The sequence below is a fragment of the Hyphomicrobiales bacterium genome, assembly GCA_017642935.1.
Taxonomy (GTDB): domain Bacteria; phylum Pseudomonadota; class Alphaproteobacteria; order Rhizobiales; family MH13; genus MH13.
In genome coordinates this window covers 1,319,718-1,337,349 of record JAEPOK010000002.1, presented here as the reverse complement: position 1 = coordinate 1,337,349, position 17,632 = coordinate 1,319,718, and the positions used below count along the sequence as shown (strand labels likewise).

Here is a 17,632-nt window from a genome sequence, read left to right as displayed (position 1 = left end):
AAAAACGGATAGTGGGGTTGGATCAACGGCACGCAACACGCTGCCGCCCGATCGCATCAACCGACCCTCATGCTAGATCGTCATCTCGACCCTGTGACGCAACAGGGATCACCGAAGATGGGCCTAAACCGTCTCGCTTTTGCCGCTCCAAGGCAGGCGCCCCTCGATCTCCACCTGAAGGGCGAAGCTGAGGAACGTGCGGATGAGCACGATCCCTCCGAGCAGCAGCACGTTCTCCAATGTCAGCTCAAACGCCACGGTCTTGATGATGTCAGCGGCCACCAAAAACTCCAGCCCAAGCAGGATCGAACGCCCAAGATTGGCCCGCAGCGCTTTGAAGCATTCTTCGTGCGGCGCCTTGCCAAGCCAGCCGCGCAGATAAATGCCAAGCGACACCACCGCACCAATCACGATGGCACCAATGCCCGCGATCTCAATCGCTAGAACGATAATATCAAGCGCGTGTTCGATCATGGGTGCCCCTCGGTGATGGATCGTCACTTCGGAAAAGCACGACGGGCCGGCCCCGTCACCCTCGGGCTAGTCCGAGGGTCCAGTCGGCAGCGATTGAGAAATGGATCCATGTGATAGGCACAGGGACAACGACGGTGAGTGAGATTACTACCGCTCTAGAATGCCCCGGATTTCGCTCATATTCGTGCGAGCCCTCAAGATGTTCTCGCTCATGATCGAGAGATGATCGGGCATCAGCACGCCATCCTCGCGGCCATTGGAGATGACCAGCGGGTCGAGCGCTGCCGCCTCAGCGATATGCTGCTCCATGCGGTCCCAGACGCCGCCAAGATTACGAGAAGCCACAACATCGGCAAAGTCCTCCCGCGCCGCCTGGAGCAGACCGTGATAGGCGAACATTTGGCCCGAGGCTTCCATGAAAAGATTGTCGGCCCGGAAGTCGAACCAGCCGCGATCATTGCCCTCGCCACGCACAAATGTATCGAGCTCAGCGTCATACTGGCGGCCCGTGGAGCGACGCGACAGCTGATCGACTGACGAGCCAATATCGCGGGCAACACGATCCAGGAACTGAATGAGATTGTCGGCACGCGCATCGAACAGCGCATCGCACGCTTCCAGCCGGTCATTGTAGCGCTCGTAAAGCGGGATGGCGTTGGCGTAGAGCCGGGAGGACGGCTGGACCGGCCCAAAGGGACGCTGATCGTCAAACGGGTTGAACCACCAGGTCTGCTCGTCGGTTTGCAAGCGACCACGGGCGGTTTCCAAATCGCTATCGGCGCCCGAGGTTCCGCGCTCACGACCAAGCACATCCACCAGCTCAACGGCGGTGCGGCGCAACGCGATCAACACGCCGGTCTGAAAAGCAGCCTTGTTGTCGAAATAGGGCGTCGCCTCCCACTCAATAAGCCCCAAAATACCCACCTTATACTGCGGCATCGACGGAACCCAAGCGTTGCGGTTCACCATCAAGTCGAGCAGGTAGACCTGCATATCGACGATCTGTGAGCGGTCGCAGGTGCGCGCATCACTTGGCGAGCCATCGACCGTCGCGGTCTCTTCAGTGGCAATCATCGCGTTGGCGCGCAGCACCTCTTGCGGATAGGTCAGCGTATCGCCGCGCGTCCAAAGCACATTCCAGAAAAACGTGATGTTCCAGATAAGGAACAGGATGATGAAGATCAGCAGCCCGCCGCGCCAAAAGATACGGCCCGTGGCGCGAACGCCGCGCATCTTCTCCGGCCCGCCCTCTTCAGGCTTTGGCAAGCGCAGGCGGAACAGCGCGATAAACCCGCGCCACATGGCTTTGATCCAGTCAATTAGGGGGTCGAGCATGTCTCTCGTCCTTCTTGCGCGGGCCTAATGAAGCCCGAAAAACGCTTCGCGCACTTTGGCGCGCATGCGCCAGCGGTCATGGGTGTTGGGCGCATAATGGGTGGTCAGATAGTCCACCGCAAACGCCTTCTGCCGCTCAGTGTAGGTTTCATAGATCGCATAAAAACGGCGTTTGTTGAGAATAAACGTCGAGAGCAGATCGAACGGCAGATGCTCGACAATGATGCGATTGATGTCGCCAGCACCCGGCGCATCGGGCACCGCGCGGCGGAAGTAAAAGCGCTGCTCGGCGGTTAAGCGCCGCTCATAGGCCGATGCTTCTGCCGGTGTATCGAGCAGCCCGCGCATCTGGCTGACCACGCGGAACCTGCGATCGGGATTGAGCTTGGCCATGTTGTCGGCGATCCAGCGCGACAGATACGCGTCGTCAATCATCGGCGTGGCATCAAACTCATGGTCACCCAGCATCAAAAGCTCCGCCACCAGCAGGCGCAGGCGATGCTCCAAAATACCGGACTCTTTCAGCCATCTTGGATTGAATGGCTCCAGCAGGCGTTCTTCCTCAAGATAGGAAAAGAGCACCGGCGTTTCGTGCAACGCGATGATCGACGCACCAAAGGGCTTGGGCTGAAGCTGATCGGGATCGCCGATCATAACAGCACCATCGTCCTTACTGATCACATAGGCGCCACCGAAATGGCTGGTCCAAAAGACGTTCGGCCACTGGAAGGAGAGCTTTTGCGGCAGGAATCCGTTGCGGCGTACATCGCCAACACGGCTGGCACCGGACACGATGGCATCGAGCAGTTTTTGGTCCGCCCAAGCATTCGGCTCCTTCAGGAACCGGTCCATCTGTACCTTCAGCGTCTGTGCTTCTTCAAGCAGGCCGGTTGGCGTTCGCACCAAAAAGCGCACATCGCGGATGCCGAGCACATCGGCAGGGCGTTCGACATCGAACACAAGGTTCTCGATCTCGCCATAGAGCGCGTCTTTTAGCGTCACCGCGCGGATCATCCGGTCATTGGCCGCAAAGAAGGCACGGATCACCTGCCCATCGGCGGAGAACGAGGTGCGGATCAGCGGCAGATCGGCCTGGTCAGGCGACAGGATAATGAAGCGCCGGTTGATGCCTTCCGGATCGAGATAGCTGGCGTTCTGCATCTCCAGCGCCACTTCGTAGGAATAGCCCGACGCATCGATGTAAAAGTCGGTCAGTTCCGTTTCCGGCAGCCCGAGCGCCTTCAGCGCCGCGTTGTAGCGCGCCACCAAATGGGCGTGATCGACATGCAAAAGCCCACCAAAGCGCAGACCCTCTTCAATGAGACGTTGCACTAGTCGTCCTCTAAGTCGTCGAGGCGTTCAGACGCTTTCTGGCGCACGCGATGGTCGCGCAGCAGCGCTTGAATCGCCGCCTCATCGGACTTGTCGGAGTAGCGGAACTCCGAGTCCGCGTACCGGTTGATCTCCTGCAAGATGAAGTCCATCGAGATCGGTTTTTGCAGGTCCTCAATCATCGCCAGCTTGTCGTCATACCCCTTCTGCAAGAACGCCTCAGGATTCTCGAACCACTCATCCGGCAGTTCGACATCCATCGCACGGTATTTGATGGCATCCGTCACGTTCTTAATCGCACGTCCAGTGAAACGTGGCTCGGCCTCTTTGATCGCATGGAGATAAAGCCCGACATCACGGATCGTCTTCGGCTCCCCATGCTCATCCACAAAGCGCTCCCACACCGCCAGCAAACCATCCTCTTGTGGGCGGTTATGCTGCGCGTAGGATTTCGCCACCGCCTGTTTCAAAGCCTGGTCAGCAAAGAAGTCATCCTGGCCGAGCGGTACGTCATGTTTGTTGCCGAGAAGCAGGTGGAAGATATCGATATAGTCGTTCTCGGTTTGCGGCCCATCCACCAGCCAACGCGCGCCTGCGCGCTGGCGCAAAGCATCGTCCACCTTCTCTGGATAATTGGAAAACATCCCGAAACTGGCGTTACCACGCACAACGGTTTCCGCGCCGGAGAATGCGGCCATCAGGACACCGGTAACCTCTTGTTGTCCCGAGGAACTTTGCCGATCATCGCGCTTGCCGGCCACCTGATCGATGTCGTCAATCGTGCCAAAGCCGATGGCTTGCGGGTCCAAAACCCGGTCAATGAACGCCCGGCAGTTCTGACCTGATTTTCCCTGGTACTCGCTGATCTGATCGATGCCGAAATTCTCGTAAACGAAGGGGTATCCGGCTAGATCGCAATATTCTTTCACAAGACCTGCAGTCATCTGGATCAGCGTCGTTTTGCCAGTGCCCGGAAAGCCATCGCCGACAAAGGTGAAAAGAAACCCTCCCAGCTCGACAAATGGGTTTTTCTGCCGTTCGAAGTCGTAGGCGACAAGCATCTTGGCGAGCTTGATCGCCTGCGCCTTGGCGATGTGGTTGCCGACAACCTCGTGCACCTGCTTGAACTGCATGACCAGCGGCTTGCGGCCTTTCGTCGAGGCTGACCGTTCGAACCCACGCACATGGAAGTCATCGGCTTCCACTGCATAGGTGCGCGCCAGAAACGCCGCCAAGCTGTCGCCCATAATCCGGTGCGCATCGCCTTCAACACGGTCGATCACGTCGGCCATGGCACGCGCGATACGCGGCCCTAGATCTTCATCATCCACCGCATCGGTCGCAGCCTTAGCAACCTGCGCCACCACAAAACTCAACGCGTCGTTGGCCGTGTCATAGCCTGGCTCATCAAGCGCCGTAGGGTCGCCTGCCGGACTGTCGCCTAACGCGTGCAGGAAGTGCGAAGCGGTCACAAACGCCGCCACCAGAGCCCGTGCCCGCACAAGCGAACGAAATTGGCTTTCATCCGCGGCTGAGAGACCGGACGAGCGTTTTTTTTCACCGAGATCAAGATACCCCAGCGGCTCGATGAAAAACTCTGAAACCGTCATCCCGACAGCCAGCGCCCGACGCAGCGACACCAAAATGCCGTGCTCACGCGTCGAAAGCAGTGGATCATCGCCGCCGGACTTACGAAGCGCCACCTCCAAGTTCGCGCGTACCATACGGCGTGGCGCCGAAGCACCGGCGATAGGCGAGACAAAGCGCGTTCTGCCCGGCGCATCGGCGGGACGCGGCAGAGCCTCCTCAACTTGCGCGTTTTCCATCAGGCCAAGCGCTGCCGGATAGGCTTCGACAATCCGCGCTTCGGGAATGCGAACCGAACTCGCTTCGATCATAGAACACTTCCCCTTGCCGCAATGTCGCGGGCGTAAAAGTCTGCAACTTTTACTGACATTGCTCAGATATCCTCAAACAGCTCACCGCCCGGCGAAAGCGAGTGCACGCGCATGCCGCGCATCAGCGTGTCGATCCCACCATCATAGCCAGCCAGTTTTTGATGAGCGCGGTGCGGCAGCAGTGCATGGGCGCGCGAGGCGCTGGCGCCACGCTCTGTGGCCAGCCCATCGGTAGTGTCCACCGCATAGGTTTCGCGGTACCGGGTCGGCGCCAAAAACCAGCTTTTGGTCTCTTCGGTGCCCACAGACATCACCTCATCGACGTGCCAAACAAACATCCAGGCATCCTCGATGGGCAGATCGGCAAACAAGGGCTCAAATGCTGGCGGAACATCCATGAAGATGGGCGAATAAAACGGCCCCAGCGTCCACCGTTTCAGGCGTTTCAGCGCTATCGTGTCGAACGCATCATCGAACTCAATAGCACTGGCCAAAGGCGTAAATCCGGTACCGGAGAACTTGCGCGCCAAAGCTTGCATCTCGGTATGAGGGAAGGCTTGGGGCTGGCGATATTCGAGCCACGCCTGGGTGAACACAGGCCGGTTGGTGCCACCGTCCCAATGATCCCAGGAAATCTGCTTCAACCGCCCCTCATCCTGGGGGTTCAGCGAACGCCCCTCCGGCCAGAATATCGGCAACGCGCCACGCACCGCCTCCTGATAGATGACCCGGCCAATCTCCTGCAATTGCAAGGCGCGTGGCACGCGACGTCGCTCCATCATCTGATCGAGCAGGCGTTCGCGCAGGCTTGCAGAACTTTGCTCCGGCTCTTTGCGCTCTTTCACGTCCCGCGCCAGCGCGATCACATCGGCAAGGATCGGCAAGCCGCTATCATTGCGGTCAACCCGCGCCGGCAGGCCGCCAGCATCACGCTTGTCGAGCAAGCCAAACAGCGCATCAAGGCGCGCGGCCAAATCCACCAACACCGTGTCGGAGGATTGCAGAAGCCCAGCGGTTACCCGCGCCAGTGTCTGGAAATAGACCCGCCGAACATCGGGGGTTGTTTGGTGGATCGCATTCAAAGCTGCGCAGACCTATTCGACATATTTGCCGGATTCGACCTGATCGACGATCTTGCCAAAGCGGCGTGCAAACTCCGCGTTGGCAAGGTCCGCCTTCTGACGAATGTCAGCAGTCCGCTTCATGTAAATCTCATGCGCTTCCATCATGGAAACGATGCGGTTTTCAGAAGAAATGCCAATCTGCGTGATCATGGCCTCGGCCTGCGCATCAGTTTCCCGGCCCACATCATCAATTCGGTGACCAATGTTCTGCTGAGCCGACGTGCGCAGCGATTCCACCAGCGCATCGTACATGATCGTGCGCTGTTCGGTGTCGATGTTGAGCTTGGAGATCAGAGTCTGCTGTGCAGCCTTCTGCTTGGCCAAGCTTTCCACATAGTTGGCGTAGATCGAGCCGTAACGCTCGAAAGACTGCTGCGTGGCCACAAGCTCCTGCTTCTTGGCCGTCGCCTCATTGTAGGTGTTGGCAAGCTCCGCCCGGTCGGCCTGGAGGGCTTTCAACTCTTCGCCGGTCGCATCAGCAATCTTGGCATCAATGGCCGAAATCTGCGGCGCCAACTCGTCAAGCTGTGCATCGGTTTCCTCGATCTGGCGGGCGGTCGTCTGCGCGCGGTCCAGCACATCGGCCTGGGCCGTCTTGGATTTGTCCAGCCGGTCATCGATCACCGCCAACTGCTCTTCCAGCAGACCGCGGATCACTTCGGACTTTTCGATCAGATTGTTGAGGTTGGAGCGAATGTCCGCGTTGCGGATACGGCTCGTTTTCATCTCTTCAGCGCGGCGGCGCGAGAAAATGCCCGTCAGCTTTTCCATGAATGTCGACTCGCTCATCGACTTGAACTCAGAACCAAACGTCTGGGTGATTTCGTCCAGGCCGTAGACAAGCGAGGCAATGTTGCCCTGCAACTTGTCTTCGTTCTCCACCACAGCCTTGAAGTCCTGATCATCGATGTTGACGTCGATCGTTTGCATCTGGCTGTCGCCGAGCACCGTGCCAAGACGCTCATCGATCTTCTCTTGCGTGGAATTGATCTCCTGCACTTGGGCCCGCGTTTGCGCGATGCCGCGCTCCAACTCATCAAACTTTGCGCGTGCCATGCTCTTTCATTCCCTCGTAAGTCCGCTCGCTGCGGTGTGGTAAATCATAATTGGTGACGATTTGCCGGTTTTCACCGACGTCCTTGCGACTTAAGACCAAAGTTGAGCCACATGCTAGACCTTCGCGCGTGGCAACTGTGGCCCACCAGCAACGTTCAGGACCCGCCTCCATGAGCCAGTCGCAAAGCGAGCGAAACCCAAAAGCGGTCGATGTGTGCGTGATCGGCGGCGGCATCAACGGTGCCGGCGTTGCGCGCGATGCTGTCGGACGCGGCTACTCGGTCCTGTTGGTCGAGATGGGCGACATTGCTAGCGCCACATCGAGTTGGTCGACCAAGCTCATCCATGGCGGCCTGCGCTATCTGGAGCACAACGAGTTCAACCTCGTACGCGCCTCGCTCATTGAACGCGCCAGGCTTCTTTCGGTGGCTTCGCACCTGGTTGAGCCGCTGCGGTTCGTGCTGCCGCACGGGTCGGGCATGCGCCCGGCCTGGCTGATCAGGCTTGGCTTGTTTCTCTATGACAATCTGTCGATGACGCGGAAGGTGCCTGGTTCGAAGGGCATCAATCTTGCCGCTGATCCGGCAGGCGATGTCCTGAAACCCGACCTGCGCACGCGCGGCTTCACCTATTATGACTGCCAGGTGGATGATGTGCGCCTGACGCTTGCCAACCTCACTGATGCGGCTGAGCGCGGCGCCACCATTCAGCCGCGCACAAAACTGGTCGAGGCAACCCCCAGCGACGGCCTTTGGAAACTCACCATGGAGCGCCAGAGCGACGGCGCCCGATATCAGATCCACGCCCGTCATGTGGTCAATACGGCCGGCCCATGGGCCGACAAAGTCGCGCATCTGCTCACCGGATCGAACTCACCTATCGGACTTCGTTTGGTGCGCGGTTCGCACATTGTGGTGCGCCGACCGGCTGGCCTCAATGATGCCTACCTCTTCCAACAGCCTGACGAGCGCGTGGTTTTCATCATTCCCTATCAAGGTGAATTTGCGCTGATCGGAACGACGGACGCCGATCATCTTGATCCCGGAGAGGTCCACATATCCGAGGAAGAGACCGACTATCTTTTGAAAGCCGCCAATCTCTATCTGAATACACCGCTCACCCACGACGACATCGCCTGGACCTTTGCCGGCGTACGCCCGCTGCTCGACGATGGGTCGCAAAATGCTCAGGAAGTCACGCGCGACTACAAGATCATCACGGCCAAGCATCTCAAAGCCGGTCTTACCCATGTGTTTGGCGGCAAGCTGACCACCTTCCGCACGCTCTCCCAAAAGGTCGTGGACGATCTGGCAACGGTCACCAGCCCGTCGTCAAACGGCCTGGAAAGCGGTTGGACCGGATACACCGCCTTCGATGATGCCTTTGTTGACGATGTGGCACGCGGTCACGTTTTGGAACAGGTTCAAGCCCAGCTCTCGCAGGCACTCGGCGTCGTCGATGCAGGCGCCCAGGCCGAACGGCTGGTGCGGCTCTATGGACGCTCGGCACAGTCAATCGCTGGCATCATCGGCGCGGGCAAAGAGACGCCACTGACATGCGGCCTCTTTCCAAGCGAGATTGCTCACATGGTGGAGGAGGAATGGGCACGCACGGCCGAGGATGTCCTTTTCCGCCGCTGCAAACTTGGAATCGACCGACCCCAAGAGGCGTTTGACGAGGTGCAGGCCGCGATTGATACCTTGATTGCAAGGCGCGCCGCCGCGTAACACCCAGACACAAGCATGCACTGACCAACGGCGCCGTTAGAGCGCCGACAACCTGATCGGGAGACCCACCATGAGCCTCATCCTCGCCATCGACCAAGGCACCACGTCCGCCCGCGCGCTCGTCTACGACGCCTCCCTGCAGGTGCTCGCCAGCGCCCAAGAAGAGCTGCCGCAGATCTATCCGGCCGATGGCTGGGTGGAACACGATGCCGAGGTCATCTGGTCGTTGGTGCAGTCAACGGTCAAAAGCGCGCTCGACAAGGCCGGCAAGACACCCTCTGACATCGCCGCCATCGGCATCACCAATCAGCGCGAGACGGTTGTGCTCTGGGATCGCACGACCGGCAAACCCATCGGCAACGCCATCGTTTGGCAGGACCGACGGACCGCCGAAACCTGTCGCCGCCTGAAAGCCGATGGCGCTGAGCCAATGGTTCAAGCGCAAACCGGCCTGCTTCTCGACCCGTATTTCTCTGGCTCTAAACTCGCCTGGATGCTTGATCAGGATCGAGGCCTGCGCACCCGGGCGAGCAATGGTGAACTGGCCTTTGGCACTATCGACAGTTTTCTCATCTATCGGCTCACCGGCGGTAAGCGCCATGTGACCGATGCCAGCAACGCCTGCCGCACGCTCCTCTTTGATATCGGAACACAAGAGTGGTCGGATGATCTGTTGAAACTCTTCAACATTCCATCCGCCCTTCTGCCGGAGGTGCTCGACTGCGCTGATGAATTTGGCACGACCGATCCGTCCGTGTTCGGGGCATCCGTTCCGATCCTAGGCTGCGCCGGCGACCAGCACGCCGCGACGATTGGCCAGGCCTGTTTCAAACCCGGCATGGTCAAAGCCACTTATGGCACGGGCCTCTTTGCCGTGCTCAACACGGGTAGCGAGCGCATTCAGTCAAAAAACCGCCTGCTCACCACCCTCGCCTATCGCCTTGATGGAAAACCCACCTACGCGCTGGAAGGATCAGTGTTCATCGCTGGGGCGGCTGTGCAGTGGCTTCGCGACGGATTGAAACTGATCGAGAACGCGCCGCAGGTGAACGATTTGGCCAACAAAGGCGTTCGTGGCGCGATCACGCTGGTTCCGGCCTTTGTCGGGCTCGGCGCGCCATATTGGGACCCCGATGCGCGCGGTGCGATCTACGGCATCACCCGCGATACCGGGCCGGAAGACTTCGCCCACGCGGTGCTGGAAAGTGTTGCCTTCCAAACGCGCGATCTGCTCGACGCCATGGCCCGCGACTGGCCCGAAGGCGAACGCTCGGTGCTGCGCGTCGATGGCGGCATGACGCAATCGGACCTGACATTGCAATTGCTTGCCGACATTCTCGACGCCCCGGTTGAACGCCCTGACGATCTGGAAACTACGGTAAAAGGCGCGGCCTATCTGGCCGGACTCAAAGCCGGGCTTTGCCCGGACCTTGAGACTTTCGCCTCCACCTGGAAGAGGGACGCGGAGTTCACGCCGCATCTCGACGCCGAAACCCGGCAGTTCCACATGGACCGTTGGCACGATGCGGTGAAGCGCACTCTTTCCACGAATTAGTCGCTGAACCGCACCGTCGAGACAATCTGCCAGGTCGCCCGGTCGATCTCTAGGATCACCGGACCGTCCTCACCACGCGCGCTGACAAACAGCGAGCGGTTGTCCACGCTCATGCCATCGACAATGGCACCGGGCACATTTTCCACAACGACTGTGCGCACGTCGCCAGCGGTCAGATTGGGAGGATAGGCAGACACCTGCCCATCGCTCGACGGATCGGCAAGGGAGCGGTAGAGGATGACCCCAAGCACCGCAAAAACACCCAGAAACATGATCCCTGATGAGACCAACGACAGACGCCGCATCTTGTGCGCGACCGCCTCAAGCCGCGGGTCGAGCGGTTCTTCCTCGTCGGGAGACTGGGAAACATTGGGGTTTTGAGACGCCATGAGCGATGAAATCCTGGAAAAAGGTAAGGAAGGCGATGTGCTGCGCCTTCAAGCATCTGACGAGCACCGGGGCAAGCGGCTCGACGCCGCGTTGGCCGCCATATCCGAGGGAACAGGCCTGTCGCGCAGCCGCATCACGGCACTGATCAAGGACGGTCACTGCGTTCTCAACGGTGCGCCACACACTAACCCCGCCGTCAAACTGCGAGGCGGCGAAACCATCGTCCTAACCGTTCCCGAGGCCGAAGATCCGAACCCGCAACCCGAAGCGATCCCGCTGGATATTTTGTTTGAAGATGACACGCTCATCGTGATCAACAAACCAGCAGGTCTGGTCGTCCATCCCGGTGCCGGCAATCCATCCGGTACTCTGGTCAACGCGTTGCTGCATCATTGCGGTGATAGCCTGTCAGGCATTGGCGGCGTCAAGCGACCGGGGCTTGTCCATCGCCTGGACAAGGATACCTCTGGCGTCATGGTCGTGGCCAAGACCGACCAGGCGCACCAACACCTTTCAGCGCAGTTCGCCGACCATGGCCGCACCAACGATCTGGAACGGATTTACACCGCCTTTGTCTGGGGCGGCACCAAAGCGCAGTTCACCATCGATGCGCCAATCGGTCGGGACCGGGCCAACCGGCTGAAAATGGCCGTCTCCAAACGTCCAGACGCCCGCGAAGCCATCACTCATGGTCAGAGACTGGCGAGCTTTGGCGATTCAGACAATCCCGCCATCACCAAGATCGCCTGCCGCCTGGAAACCGGTCGTACCCACCAAATCCGGGTGCACATGGCGCATATCGGCCATGGTGTGGTTGGCGACCCGGACTATGGACGCGGCGGTCGCACGCGCGCCAACCGCTTCGAAGAACCCGTCAGACAGGCGATATTGGCCTTCCCCAGGCAGGCTCTGCAGGCCAAAACACTGCAGTTCACCCACCCGACAAGCGGTGAAATCATGCGCTTCGAAGTGGAATTAGACAAGCAATTACAAGAACTTGAGGCTTTGCTCACCGCACCGTGAACAAACTGTAATGCAACCAGCCCCTGTTTTGGCCAAATCAATACCTATATCCAACGTTCAAAATGGGGTCGCTTTATCAAAAAGGGCCCGCTTTTCTCTCGCCTCTATCGGGAGAGACTAAAAAGGGAGCGTGCAGTCAAACATGGCACAATCAGTTTCCACCCTACCGTCCATTGATGGTGGTCTTTCCGGCTACCTCACCGAAATCCGTAAATTTCCAATGCTTGAGCCGGACCAAGAGTTCATGCTGGCCAAGCGCTTTGTCGAACACCAAGACGCCAACGCCGCCCACAAGCTGGTGACCAGCCATCTGCGGCTCGTCGCCAAGATCGCCATGGGCTATCGCGGATACGGCTTGCCGATCGGCGAAGTCGTGTCGGAGGGCAATGTCGGCCTCATGCAGGCGGTCAAACGGTTTGACCCGGACAAGGGCTTCCGCTTGGCGACCTATGCCATGTGGTGGATCAAAGCCTCGATCCAAGAGTACATTCTGCGCTCTTGGAGCCTTGTCAAAATGGGAACCACAGCCAATCAGAAACGGCTGTTCTTCAACCTGCGCAAGGTGAAGGGCAAAATCTCTGCGCTTGAAGAGGGCGATCTGAAGCCCGAGCAGGTGGCAGAAATCGCCAACCGACTGAACGTGTCGGAAGATGAGGTGATTTCGATGAACCGTCGGCTCGGCGGCGACACCTCGCTCAACGCCACGGTGCGGCAGGACTCCGAGAGCCTGGAATGGCAAGACTGGTTGGTGGATGACTCCGACAGCCAGGAAGTCATGCTGATCGACAGCGAAGAAAAGGACAACCGCCGCGCGATGCTGCGTGAGTCCCTGGACGTGCTCAACGATCGCGAACGCCGCATCTTTGAAATGCGCCGCCTGTCGGATGATCCGATGACGCTTGAGGAACTGTCTCAGGAGTTCGGTGTCAGCCGCGAGCGCGTACGTCAGATCGAAGTGCGAGCGTTCGAGAAGGTTCAGGAAGCCGTTGTCGCCGCCTCAGCCATGCTGGAAGAAGGCGGCATGGACGCACGGTAGCGCCCAACCCAGCAATAACCGCACCCTCAAATGCCGCTCGACATTCCTTGGAATATCGGGCGGCCTTTTTTTCGCGCTATCGGTTCAGCATGGCGATGACGGTGTAGTGACAGGATCGTAGGTGCTCAACTGCTTGGCCGATGCACCGCCCTTCATCTTGTTGCAAGGGTAGTCAAATCCTGGCCCTGTCACGTCTGGGTTGTTGCCATTGGGGCCAGGGAGTAAGTCAGATGGCAGCGTGTCGATGCTTGGCAGCTCCGTCAGTGTGACTCCGTTGACCGTGCGGGTGGTGCCGACAGAAGGCAGCTCAATCGATGCGATGATCTGCGATTGGACTGCCCCAGGCACAGGCGCAGGACCGATCGGCGGTGCACCACGGGCCGGGACAAACACGCCAAACCCTTGGCGCCGAATTTCCACCGATCCGCCAGCCGTTTGAACAATTACCCGTCCACGCTGCGTAATCCCACCATAGCTTGTCGAGGGTCCGCGCAAGACGACGAAGACGGCGATCGCAGGATCAACCACCGTTCCCGGCGGGATCATACCAGCCGCCTGTGCCAACGCGACGGCCTCCGCCCCGACGACCACATCAAACGTTGTCCCTCGTGATCCAATGGTCGCCGAGGGCGTTTCAATGGACACGTTCTGCGGTGCAATGGCGCCGACACCACCGGAGACAAACCGCAAAAAACCTTGAGTTGATCGGGCTGCAATCTCACCAACCGAGCGATCAGGGTCATAGACAAATCGATCGATCACCAGATCGTTGCTCTCGCCGATCGTGAACACGCTCTCGTCGAGCAACAGCACCTGCATTCCCGATTGGCGTTGCGTCACGACGCGATCGCCCAGAAGCATCGCCTCGCCACCCGACGGCGCGCGCGCCGCGCCGCCTGACTGCACCTGGACTGAACCGCGGACGGCGGCAGCCACGCCAACCTGCGACTGTTGCGACTGCACCGGCGCGACGACGGCAATCAGCAAAGCGCCGACAAGACCGATGAACGCAAACAGCGTCATGGGATGCTGGATCGCCTCAGTGATCGTTCTGCGCGTCATCGTTTTGCGCCTCGTCATAGGGAGAACCGGCGGGCGAAGGAAAGCCCTACGGTCCAGTTATCACTGTCATAGACAGGGATGTTCGAGTCATTGATTTCGTAGCGGCCAAAGGTCTCCAACGACCATCCGCTCGCCCACCTGCGGTCGCCATCAACGCCGAGATGATCGAAGATCAAATTAAACGGCGCAGCAACGGCCACATCGAAAGTGTAGCGCCGTTCATCGCGCGCCACTGTGGCGGGGATCACATTGGGGTTGATCGCATCGTAGGAGACGTCCCGCACCGACCCGCCCAATCGTACTTGGTAGCCCGATGCATTGCGGTACCGCACCGAAAGTCCGCCGCCATAAGCATCGTAACTGAACCAGGCGCTTCCCGCATCCTTGGTGGCGTAAAGCGCGTGGGCCGTGACGTCCCAACTATCAGTGATGCGATAGGTGATCGAAGGCGTGCCGGAGAACTCCCAGCCATCGCCATCACCGACATTGGTGGTCGAGAAGAGGTTCACATCAGCGCGGTCATGCGCCGCTTCCACCCGCACGCTCGCCGACACGCGATCGGACACATCAACGATGAGCTGCGCACGTCCGCCCAACCGGCTGCCATAAAAGTGACCGCCGACGAACTCAGCCTGCGCCAAGGCCATCAGATCAAAAAAAGCAAAACCCAGATCGATGCGCGGACCGGCCGCAAGGCGCGCATAGGAATGGCCACGCGAGTCATCGACATGCGCGCGAGCAAAGCCATGGCCTTCGACGCGCAAACTGTGGCCTTCGCCGCCCAGCGGAAGTTCGCCGACGAACTGCAGTTCGCCGAACCCACCAAAGGCGCCTTCCGCCGGAAAGGCAAAATTTTGGCCGCCGAGGGTGAAGGTGCCGGGTCGTTGTCCCGGGTTGCTGTCATAGACCGCGCCGAACCGGATAACCCCGTCCAGTGTCGCCGCCGATGGATCGGCGCGAACCTCGGCCGCCAAACGCGCCGCCTCAGCCCGATCATCTGGCGAGAGCGGCCGGTTTTCCAGATAGGCCAAGTCACTGGCTGCGCCAGCATGATCACCCAACCGCAGGAAAACTGCCGCGCGGACCAGCCGCGCTTCGTCGAAGTTCGGGTTTTGCAGAAGAATGCGCTGCAGCGTGACGGAGGCCGCTTCGAAGTCGCTCTCGGCTAGCTGCGCCTCTAGCAGATCAACATTTCGCTGCAGATCGTCGGGGTTGGCAAGCACAGCATCATAGGCCGCTTGCACGCGCGCACTGGACGCAAAACCATCGGCGGGCAGAAGCATGGCAAGGCCGATAGCCAAGCAACACGCCAGCACCAAACGGTCGAGCACTCCACCCACGATACGCATCCATCTCACCCCGAAAAGGCCAGGCCAATGACGCGCGCCCCACCACCGTAACGTGTCGCAAGCCCTGATTTAACCTTTTGGTAAGAAATGGACGTACGGGCAAGTACCCGGTAGCCAGTTGACCCGTTCTCTGCTCGGAAAACCGCAGGACTGTTGCCGATTCAGCGCACAGCAAGGGCCCGAAGGCGAAAAGCCAGGCAATTGTGCCGCTCGGACAATCGGCTGGACGAAACGCGCGTTTGGCCGCTAACGATAGGCCATGCAGCGCCTTGCCCGCCTTCTCGTCCCCATCATTCTTGGATTGGGCTGTCTCAGCGGAGGCCTTGTGATCCGGGCGGCAGACCCTGGCTTTGTCCAAATTGTTCGCGAGCGCGTCTTCGATCTCTACCAACGCGTCGATCCGCCGACACTCGGCGCCGAGGTGCCGGTGCGGATTATCGACGTCGATGACGCGTCTTTGGCTGCGCTCGGCCAATGGCCGTGGCCGCGGACCCTCCTAGCCGACATGGTGGACACGTTGCGCGATGCCGGTGCAGCCGTGATCGCCTTCGACATGCTGTTTCCCGAGCCCGATCGCACAAGTCCTTTGCGCGCTGTCGAAGGCCTGGCACTACCGGGTGAACTGGCAAACGAGTTGCGGTCTGCGCTTACGGGCCTGCCCACCAATGATGAGGTTTTTGCAGGCGCGTTGCAGGCCTCACCAAGCGTAATGGGTGTCGCGACGGCGCAAACAGGATCTGAGTTCCAGCCGATTGCCGGCCTGGCAATGGTGGGCCCGACGCCCGCTGACGCCCTTACCGGAACCAACGCGGTCGTCGGCAACTTGGCAATCCTGGAAAGAGCCGTCCAAGGCCTTGGTGGCATCCATGTCTCGGCACGCGATGATGATGCTGTCGTCCGCCGCATCCCCGCGCTGACAAGGGTGGGCGATGGCGATGAGCAATCAATGCTACCCAGCTTGTTCATCGAAGCGCTGCGGGTTGCGCAAGGCGCTCAGAGCCTGCTTGTGCGCACCAATCCTTCACCCACCGCGCCGGAAATCGGCATTCCTCAAGACTTGCGGGTCGGCGCTTTGACGGCACCGCTGACCGCCGATGGCACCTATCGCATCCGCTATGGCACCCTCGATCCCACCCTCACCCTTCCAGCCGCCGAAGTGCTCGCCGCTCGATCCGATCCATCAGAACTTGCCTCGCGCTTGGGCGGCACCATTGTGCTTGTCGGGACCTCCGCGCCCGGCCTGTTTGATCTGCGTGCCACCCCACTTGGCACCATTGTACCTGGCGTCACCATGCACGCGCAGGCCATCGCCAATGTCGTTGCTGGTACCCATCTTGCCCGGCCGGATTGGACCGTGGGCCTGGAACTCACTTTGATGGCCATCGCAGGATTGATCGTGATCGCCGCGGCCCTGGCACTTCGCCCGATCGGCGCTGCCCTGATCGCCGTCCTAACGCTCATCGCACTTGGCGCCGGCTCCTGGTGGGCGTTCTCCGCTAGGCTGATGCTTGTCGACGCCAGCTTCCCCATCGCGCTGACTTTGTTGACCTTTGGTGCGGTCACCGTGCCCGTTCTGATCGGGACCGATCAACGCCAACGGTTCATACGCAACGCCTTTGCCCACTATCTCGCTGAACCGGTCTTGGCGCGTCTGGAGAGCGATCCGAGCGCCCTGAAACTCGACGGCGAACGGCGCACCGTCACCGTGCTCTTTATGGACATTCGCGGCTTTACTTCGCGCTCCGAAACCATGGAACCCACCCAGGCCGTTGATCTGCTCAACAGCTTGCTGGAACCCTTGTCCGAAGCGGTGCTTGCCGAGGAAGGCACGATCGACAAGTTCATGGGCGATGGGATGATGGCATTTTGGAACGCCCCACTTGATCAGGACGACCACGCCGCACGCGCCGTGCGCGCAGGCCTCGCGATGGTCGACGCAATCCAGCATTACAATGCCAGTCAGGCGCAAGGAGCCGAGCCACTCGCTATGGGCGTTGGCATCCACACCGGCGAAGCTTTTGTCGGTAACATGGGCTCGAAGCGACGCTTTGCCTATTCAGCCATCGGCGACAGCGTGAATCTCGCCGCCCGGGTCGAAACACTCACCGGCACGCTCAACCGCACCATCCTGATCACCGATCAAACGCGGCAGGACGCCTTGTCGTACGATCCCAGCTTGGGCGACTTGTTGGAAGGCGCAGGTGACCACCTCGTCAAAGGCCGCCGTCAGCCAGTCACCGTCCACGTCGTCAAAATGGCGAACCAATGAAC

14 protein-coding genes are annotated in these 17,632 nt (G+C 59.8%); 5 read left to right on the top strand and 9 right to left on the bottom strand.

All coding sequences use genetic code 11. From position 1 onward, the window contains the following. Positions 1 to 123 precede the first annotated feature (123 nt). The 6 genes from JJ917_15745 to JJ917_15720 form a co-directional block, all read right to left on the bottom strand. Complete coding sequence (locus JJ917_15745; GenBank protein MBO6700281.1) at positions 124 to 474, bottom strand: DUF1622 domain-containing protein; 351 nt, start codon at positions 472 to 474, stop codon at positions 124 to 126. A 147-nt stretch (positions 475 to 621) separates the two neighbouring features. Further along, positions 622 to 1,809 (bottom strand): DUF2333 family protein, encoded by a 1,188-nt coding sequence (locus JJ917_15740; GenBank protein MBO6700280.1) that lies wholly within the window; start codon positions 1,807 to 1,809, stop codon positions 622 to 624. A 24-nt stretch (positions 1,810 to 1,833) separates the two neighbouring features. After that, entirely contained in the window at positions 1,834 to 3,141 is a 1,308-nt protein-coding gene (locus JJ917_15735; protein ID MBO6700279.1) for a hypothetical protein, read from the bottom strand. Continuing rightward, entirely contained in the window at positions 3,141 to 5,039 is a 1,899-nt protein-coding gene (locus JJ917_15730) for an AAA family ATPase (protein ID MBO6700278.1), read from the bottom strand. The genes JJ917_15735 and JJ917_15730 overlap by 1 nt, the downstream gene beginning before the upstream one ends. 62 nt (positions 5,040 to 5,101) lie before the next feature. Further along, positions 5,102 to 6,121, bottom strand: a complete 1,020-nt coding sequence (locus JJ917_15725; protein ID MBO6700277.1) for a hypothetical protein — start codon at positions 6,119 to 6,121, stop codon at positions 5,102 to 5,104. Between the two features lie 12 nt (positions 6,122 to 6,133). Continuing rightward, a complete protein-coding gene (locus JJ917_15720; protein ID MBO6700276.1) occupies positions 6,134 to 7,219 on the bottom strand; it encodes a hypothetical protein in 1,086 nt (361 codons plus the stop codon). Between the two features lie 170 nt (positions 7,220 to 7,389). On the opposite strand from JJ917_15720, the gene glpD reads away from it, so the two are divergent. Together glpD and glpK are read left to right on the top strand one after the other, a co-directional pair. Then, positions 7,390 to 8,946, top strand: coding sequence for a glycerol-3-phosphate dehydrogenase (gene glpD, locus JJ917_15715; GenBank protein ID MBO6700275.1), 1,557 nt, complete (start codon positions 7,390 to 7,392; stop codon positions 8,944 to 8,946). 70 nt (positions 8,947 to 9,016) lie between these two features. Next, positions 9,017 to 10,501, top strand: a complete 1,485-nt coding sequence (gene glpK / locus JJ917_15710) for a glycerol kinase GlpK (GenBank protein ID MBO6700274.1) — start codon at positions 9,017 to 9,019, stop codon at positions 10,499 to 10,501. Here the strand turns inward: glpK and JJ917_15705 are convergent. Further along, on the bottom strand, positions 10,498 to 10,890 hold the full coding sequence (locus JJ917_15705; GenBank protein MBO6700273.1) for a hypothetical protein: 393 nt from the start codon (positions 10,888 to 10,890) through the stop codon (positions 10,498 to 10,500). The genes glpK and JJ917_15705 overlap by 4 nt on opposite strands. On the opposite strand from JJ917_15705, the gene JJ917_15700 reads away from it, so the two are divergent. Continuing rightward, positions 10,889 to 11,914, top strand: a complete 1,026-nt coding sequence (locus tag JJ917_15700; protein ID MBO6700272.1) for an RluA family pseudouridine synthase — start codon at positions 10,889 to 10,891, stop codon at positions 11,912 to 11,914. The genes JJ917_15705 and JJ917_15700 overlap by 2 nt on opposite strands. 142 nt (positions 11,915 to 12,056) lie before the next feature. Further along, positions 12,057 to 12,950, top strand: a complete 894-nt coding sequence (gene rpoH, locus JJ917_15695) for an RNA polymerase sigma factor RpoH (GenBank protein ID MBO6700271.1) — start codon at positions 12,057 to 12,059, stop codon at positions 12,948 to 12,950. Positions 12,951 to 13,034: 84 nt separating this feature from the next. Here the strand turns inward: rpoH and JJ917_15690 are convergent, their stop codons facing one another. Continuing rightward, the gene (locus JJ917_15690) at positions 13,035 to 14,012 is read right to left on the bottom strand and encodes a FecR domain-containing protein (protein ID MBO6700270.1); all 978 of its coding nucleotides are present in this window, start codon (positions 14,010 to 14,012) and stop codon (positions 13,035 to 13,037) included. A 14-nt stretch (positions 14,013 to 14,026) separates the two neighbouring features. Continuing rightward, positions 14,027 to 15,352: a hypothetical protein gene (locus JJ917_15685; protein ID MBO6700269.1), complete on the bottom strand. Its 1,326-nt coding sequence runs from the start codon at positions 15,350 to 15,352 to the stop codon at positions 14,027 to 14,029. Between the two features lie 268 nt (positions 15,353 to 15,620). Between JJ917_15685 and JJ917_15680 the strand changes: the two genes are divergently transcribed. Next, entirely contained in the window at positions 15,621 to 17,630 is a 2,010-nt protein-coding gene (locus tag JJ917_15680; protein MBO6700268.1) for an adenylate/guanylate cyclase domain-containing protein, read from the top strand. Positions 17,631 to 17,632 lie beyond the last annotated feature (2 nt).

What these genes read in the sequence shown, in the direction of transcription:
- JJ917_15745 (MBO6700281.1), bottom strand. Translation starts at nt 474, where the DNA reads ATGATCGAACACGCGCTTGATATTATCGTTCTAGCGATTGAGATCGCG.
- JJ917_15740 (MBO6700280.1), bottom strand. Translation starts at nt 1,809, where the DNA reads ATGCTCGACCCCCTAATTGACTGGATCAAAGCCATGTGGCGCGGGTTT.
- JJ917_15730 (MBO6700278.1), bottom strand. Translation starts at nt 5,039, where the DNA reads ATGATCGAAGCGAGTTCGGTTCGCATTCCCGAAGCGCGGATTGTCGAA.
- JJ917_15720 (MBO6700276.1), bottom strand. Translation starts at nt 7,219, where the DNA reads ATGGCACGCGCAAAGTTTGATGAGTTGGAGCGCGGCATCGCGCAAACG.
- glpD (MBO6700275.1), top strand. Translation starts at nt 7,390, where the DNA reads ATGAGCCAGTCGCAAAGCGAGCGAAACCCAAAAGCGGTCGATGTGTGC.
- glpK (MBO6700274.1), top strand. Translation starts at nt 9,017, where the DNA reads ATGAGCCTCATCCTCGCCATCGACCAAGGCACCACGTCCGCCCGCGCG.
- JJ917_15700 (MBO6700272.1), top strand. Translation starts at nt 10,889, where the DNA reads ATGAGCGATGAAATCCTGGAAAAAGGTAAGGAAGGCGATGTGCTGCGC.
- JJ917_15705 (MBO6700273.1), bottom strand. Translation starts at nt 10,890, where the DNA reads ATGGCGTCTCAAAACCCCAATGTTTCCCAGTCTCCCGACGAGGAAGAA.
- rpoH (MBO6700271.1), top strand. Translation starts at nt 12,057, where the DNA reads ATGGCACAATCAGTTTCCACCCTACCGTCCATTGATGGTGGTCTTTCC.
- JJ917_15690 (MBO6700270.1), bottom strand. Translation starts at nt 14,012, where the DNA reads ATGACGCGCAGAACGATCACTGAGGCGATCCAGCATCCCATGACGCTG.
- JJ917_15680 (MBO6700268.1), top strand. Translation starts at nt 15,621, where the DNA reads ATGCAGCGCCTTGCCCGCCTTCTCGTCCCCATCATTCTTGGATTGGGC.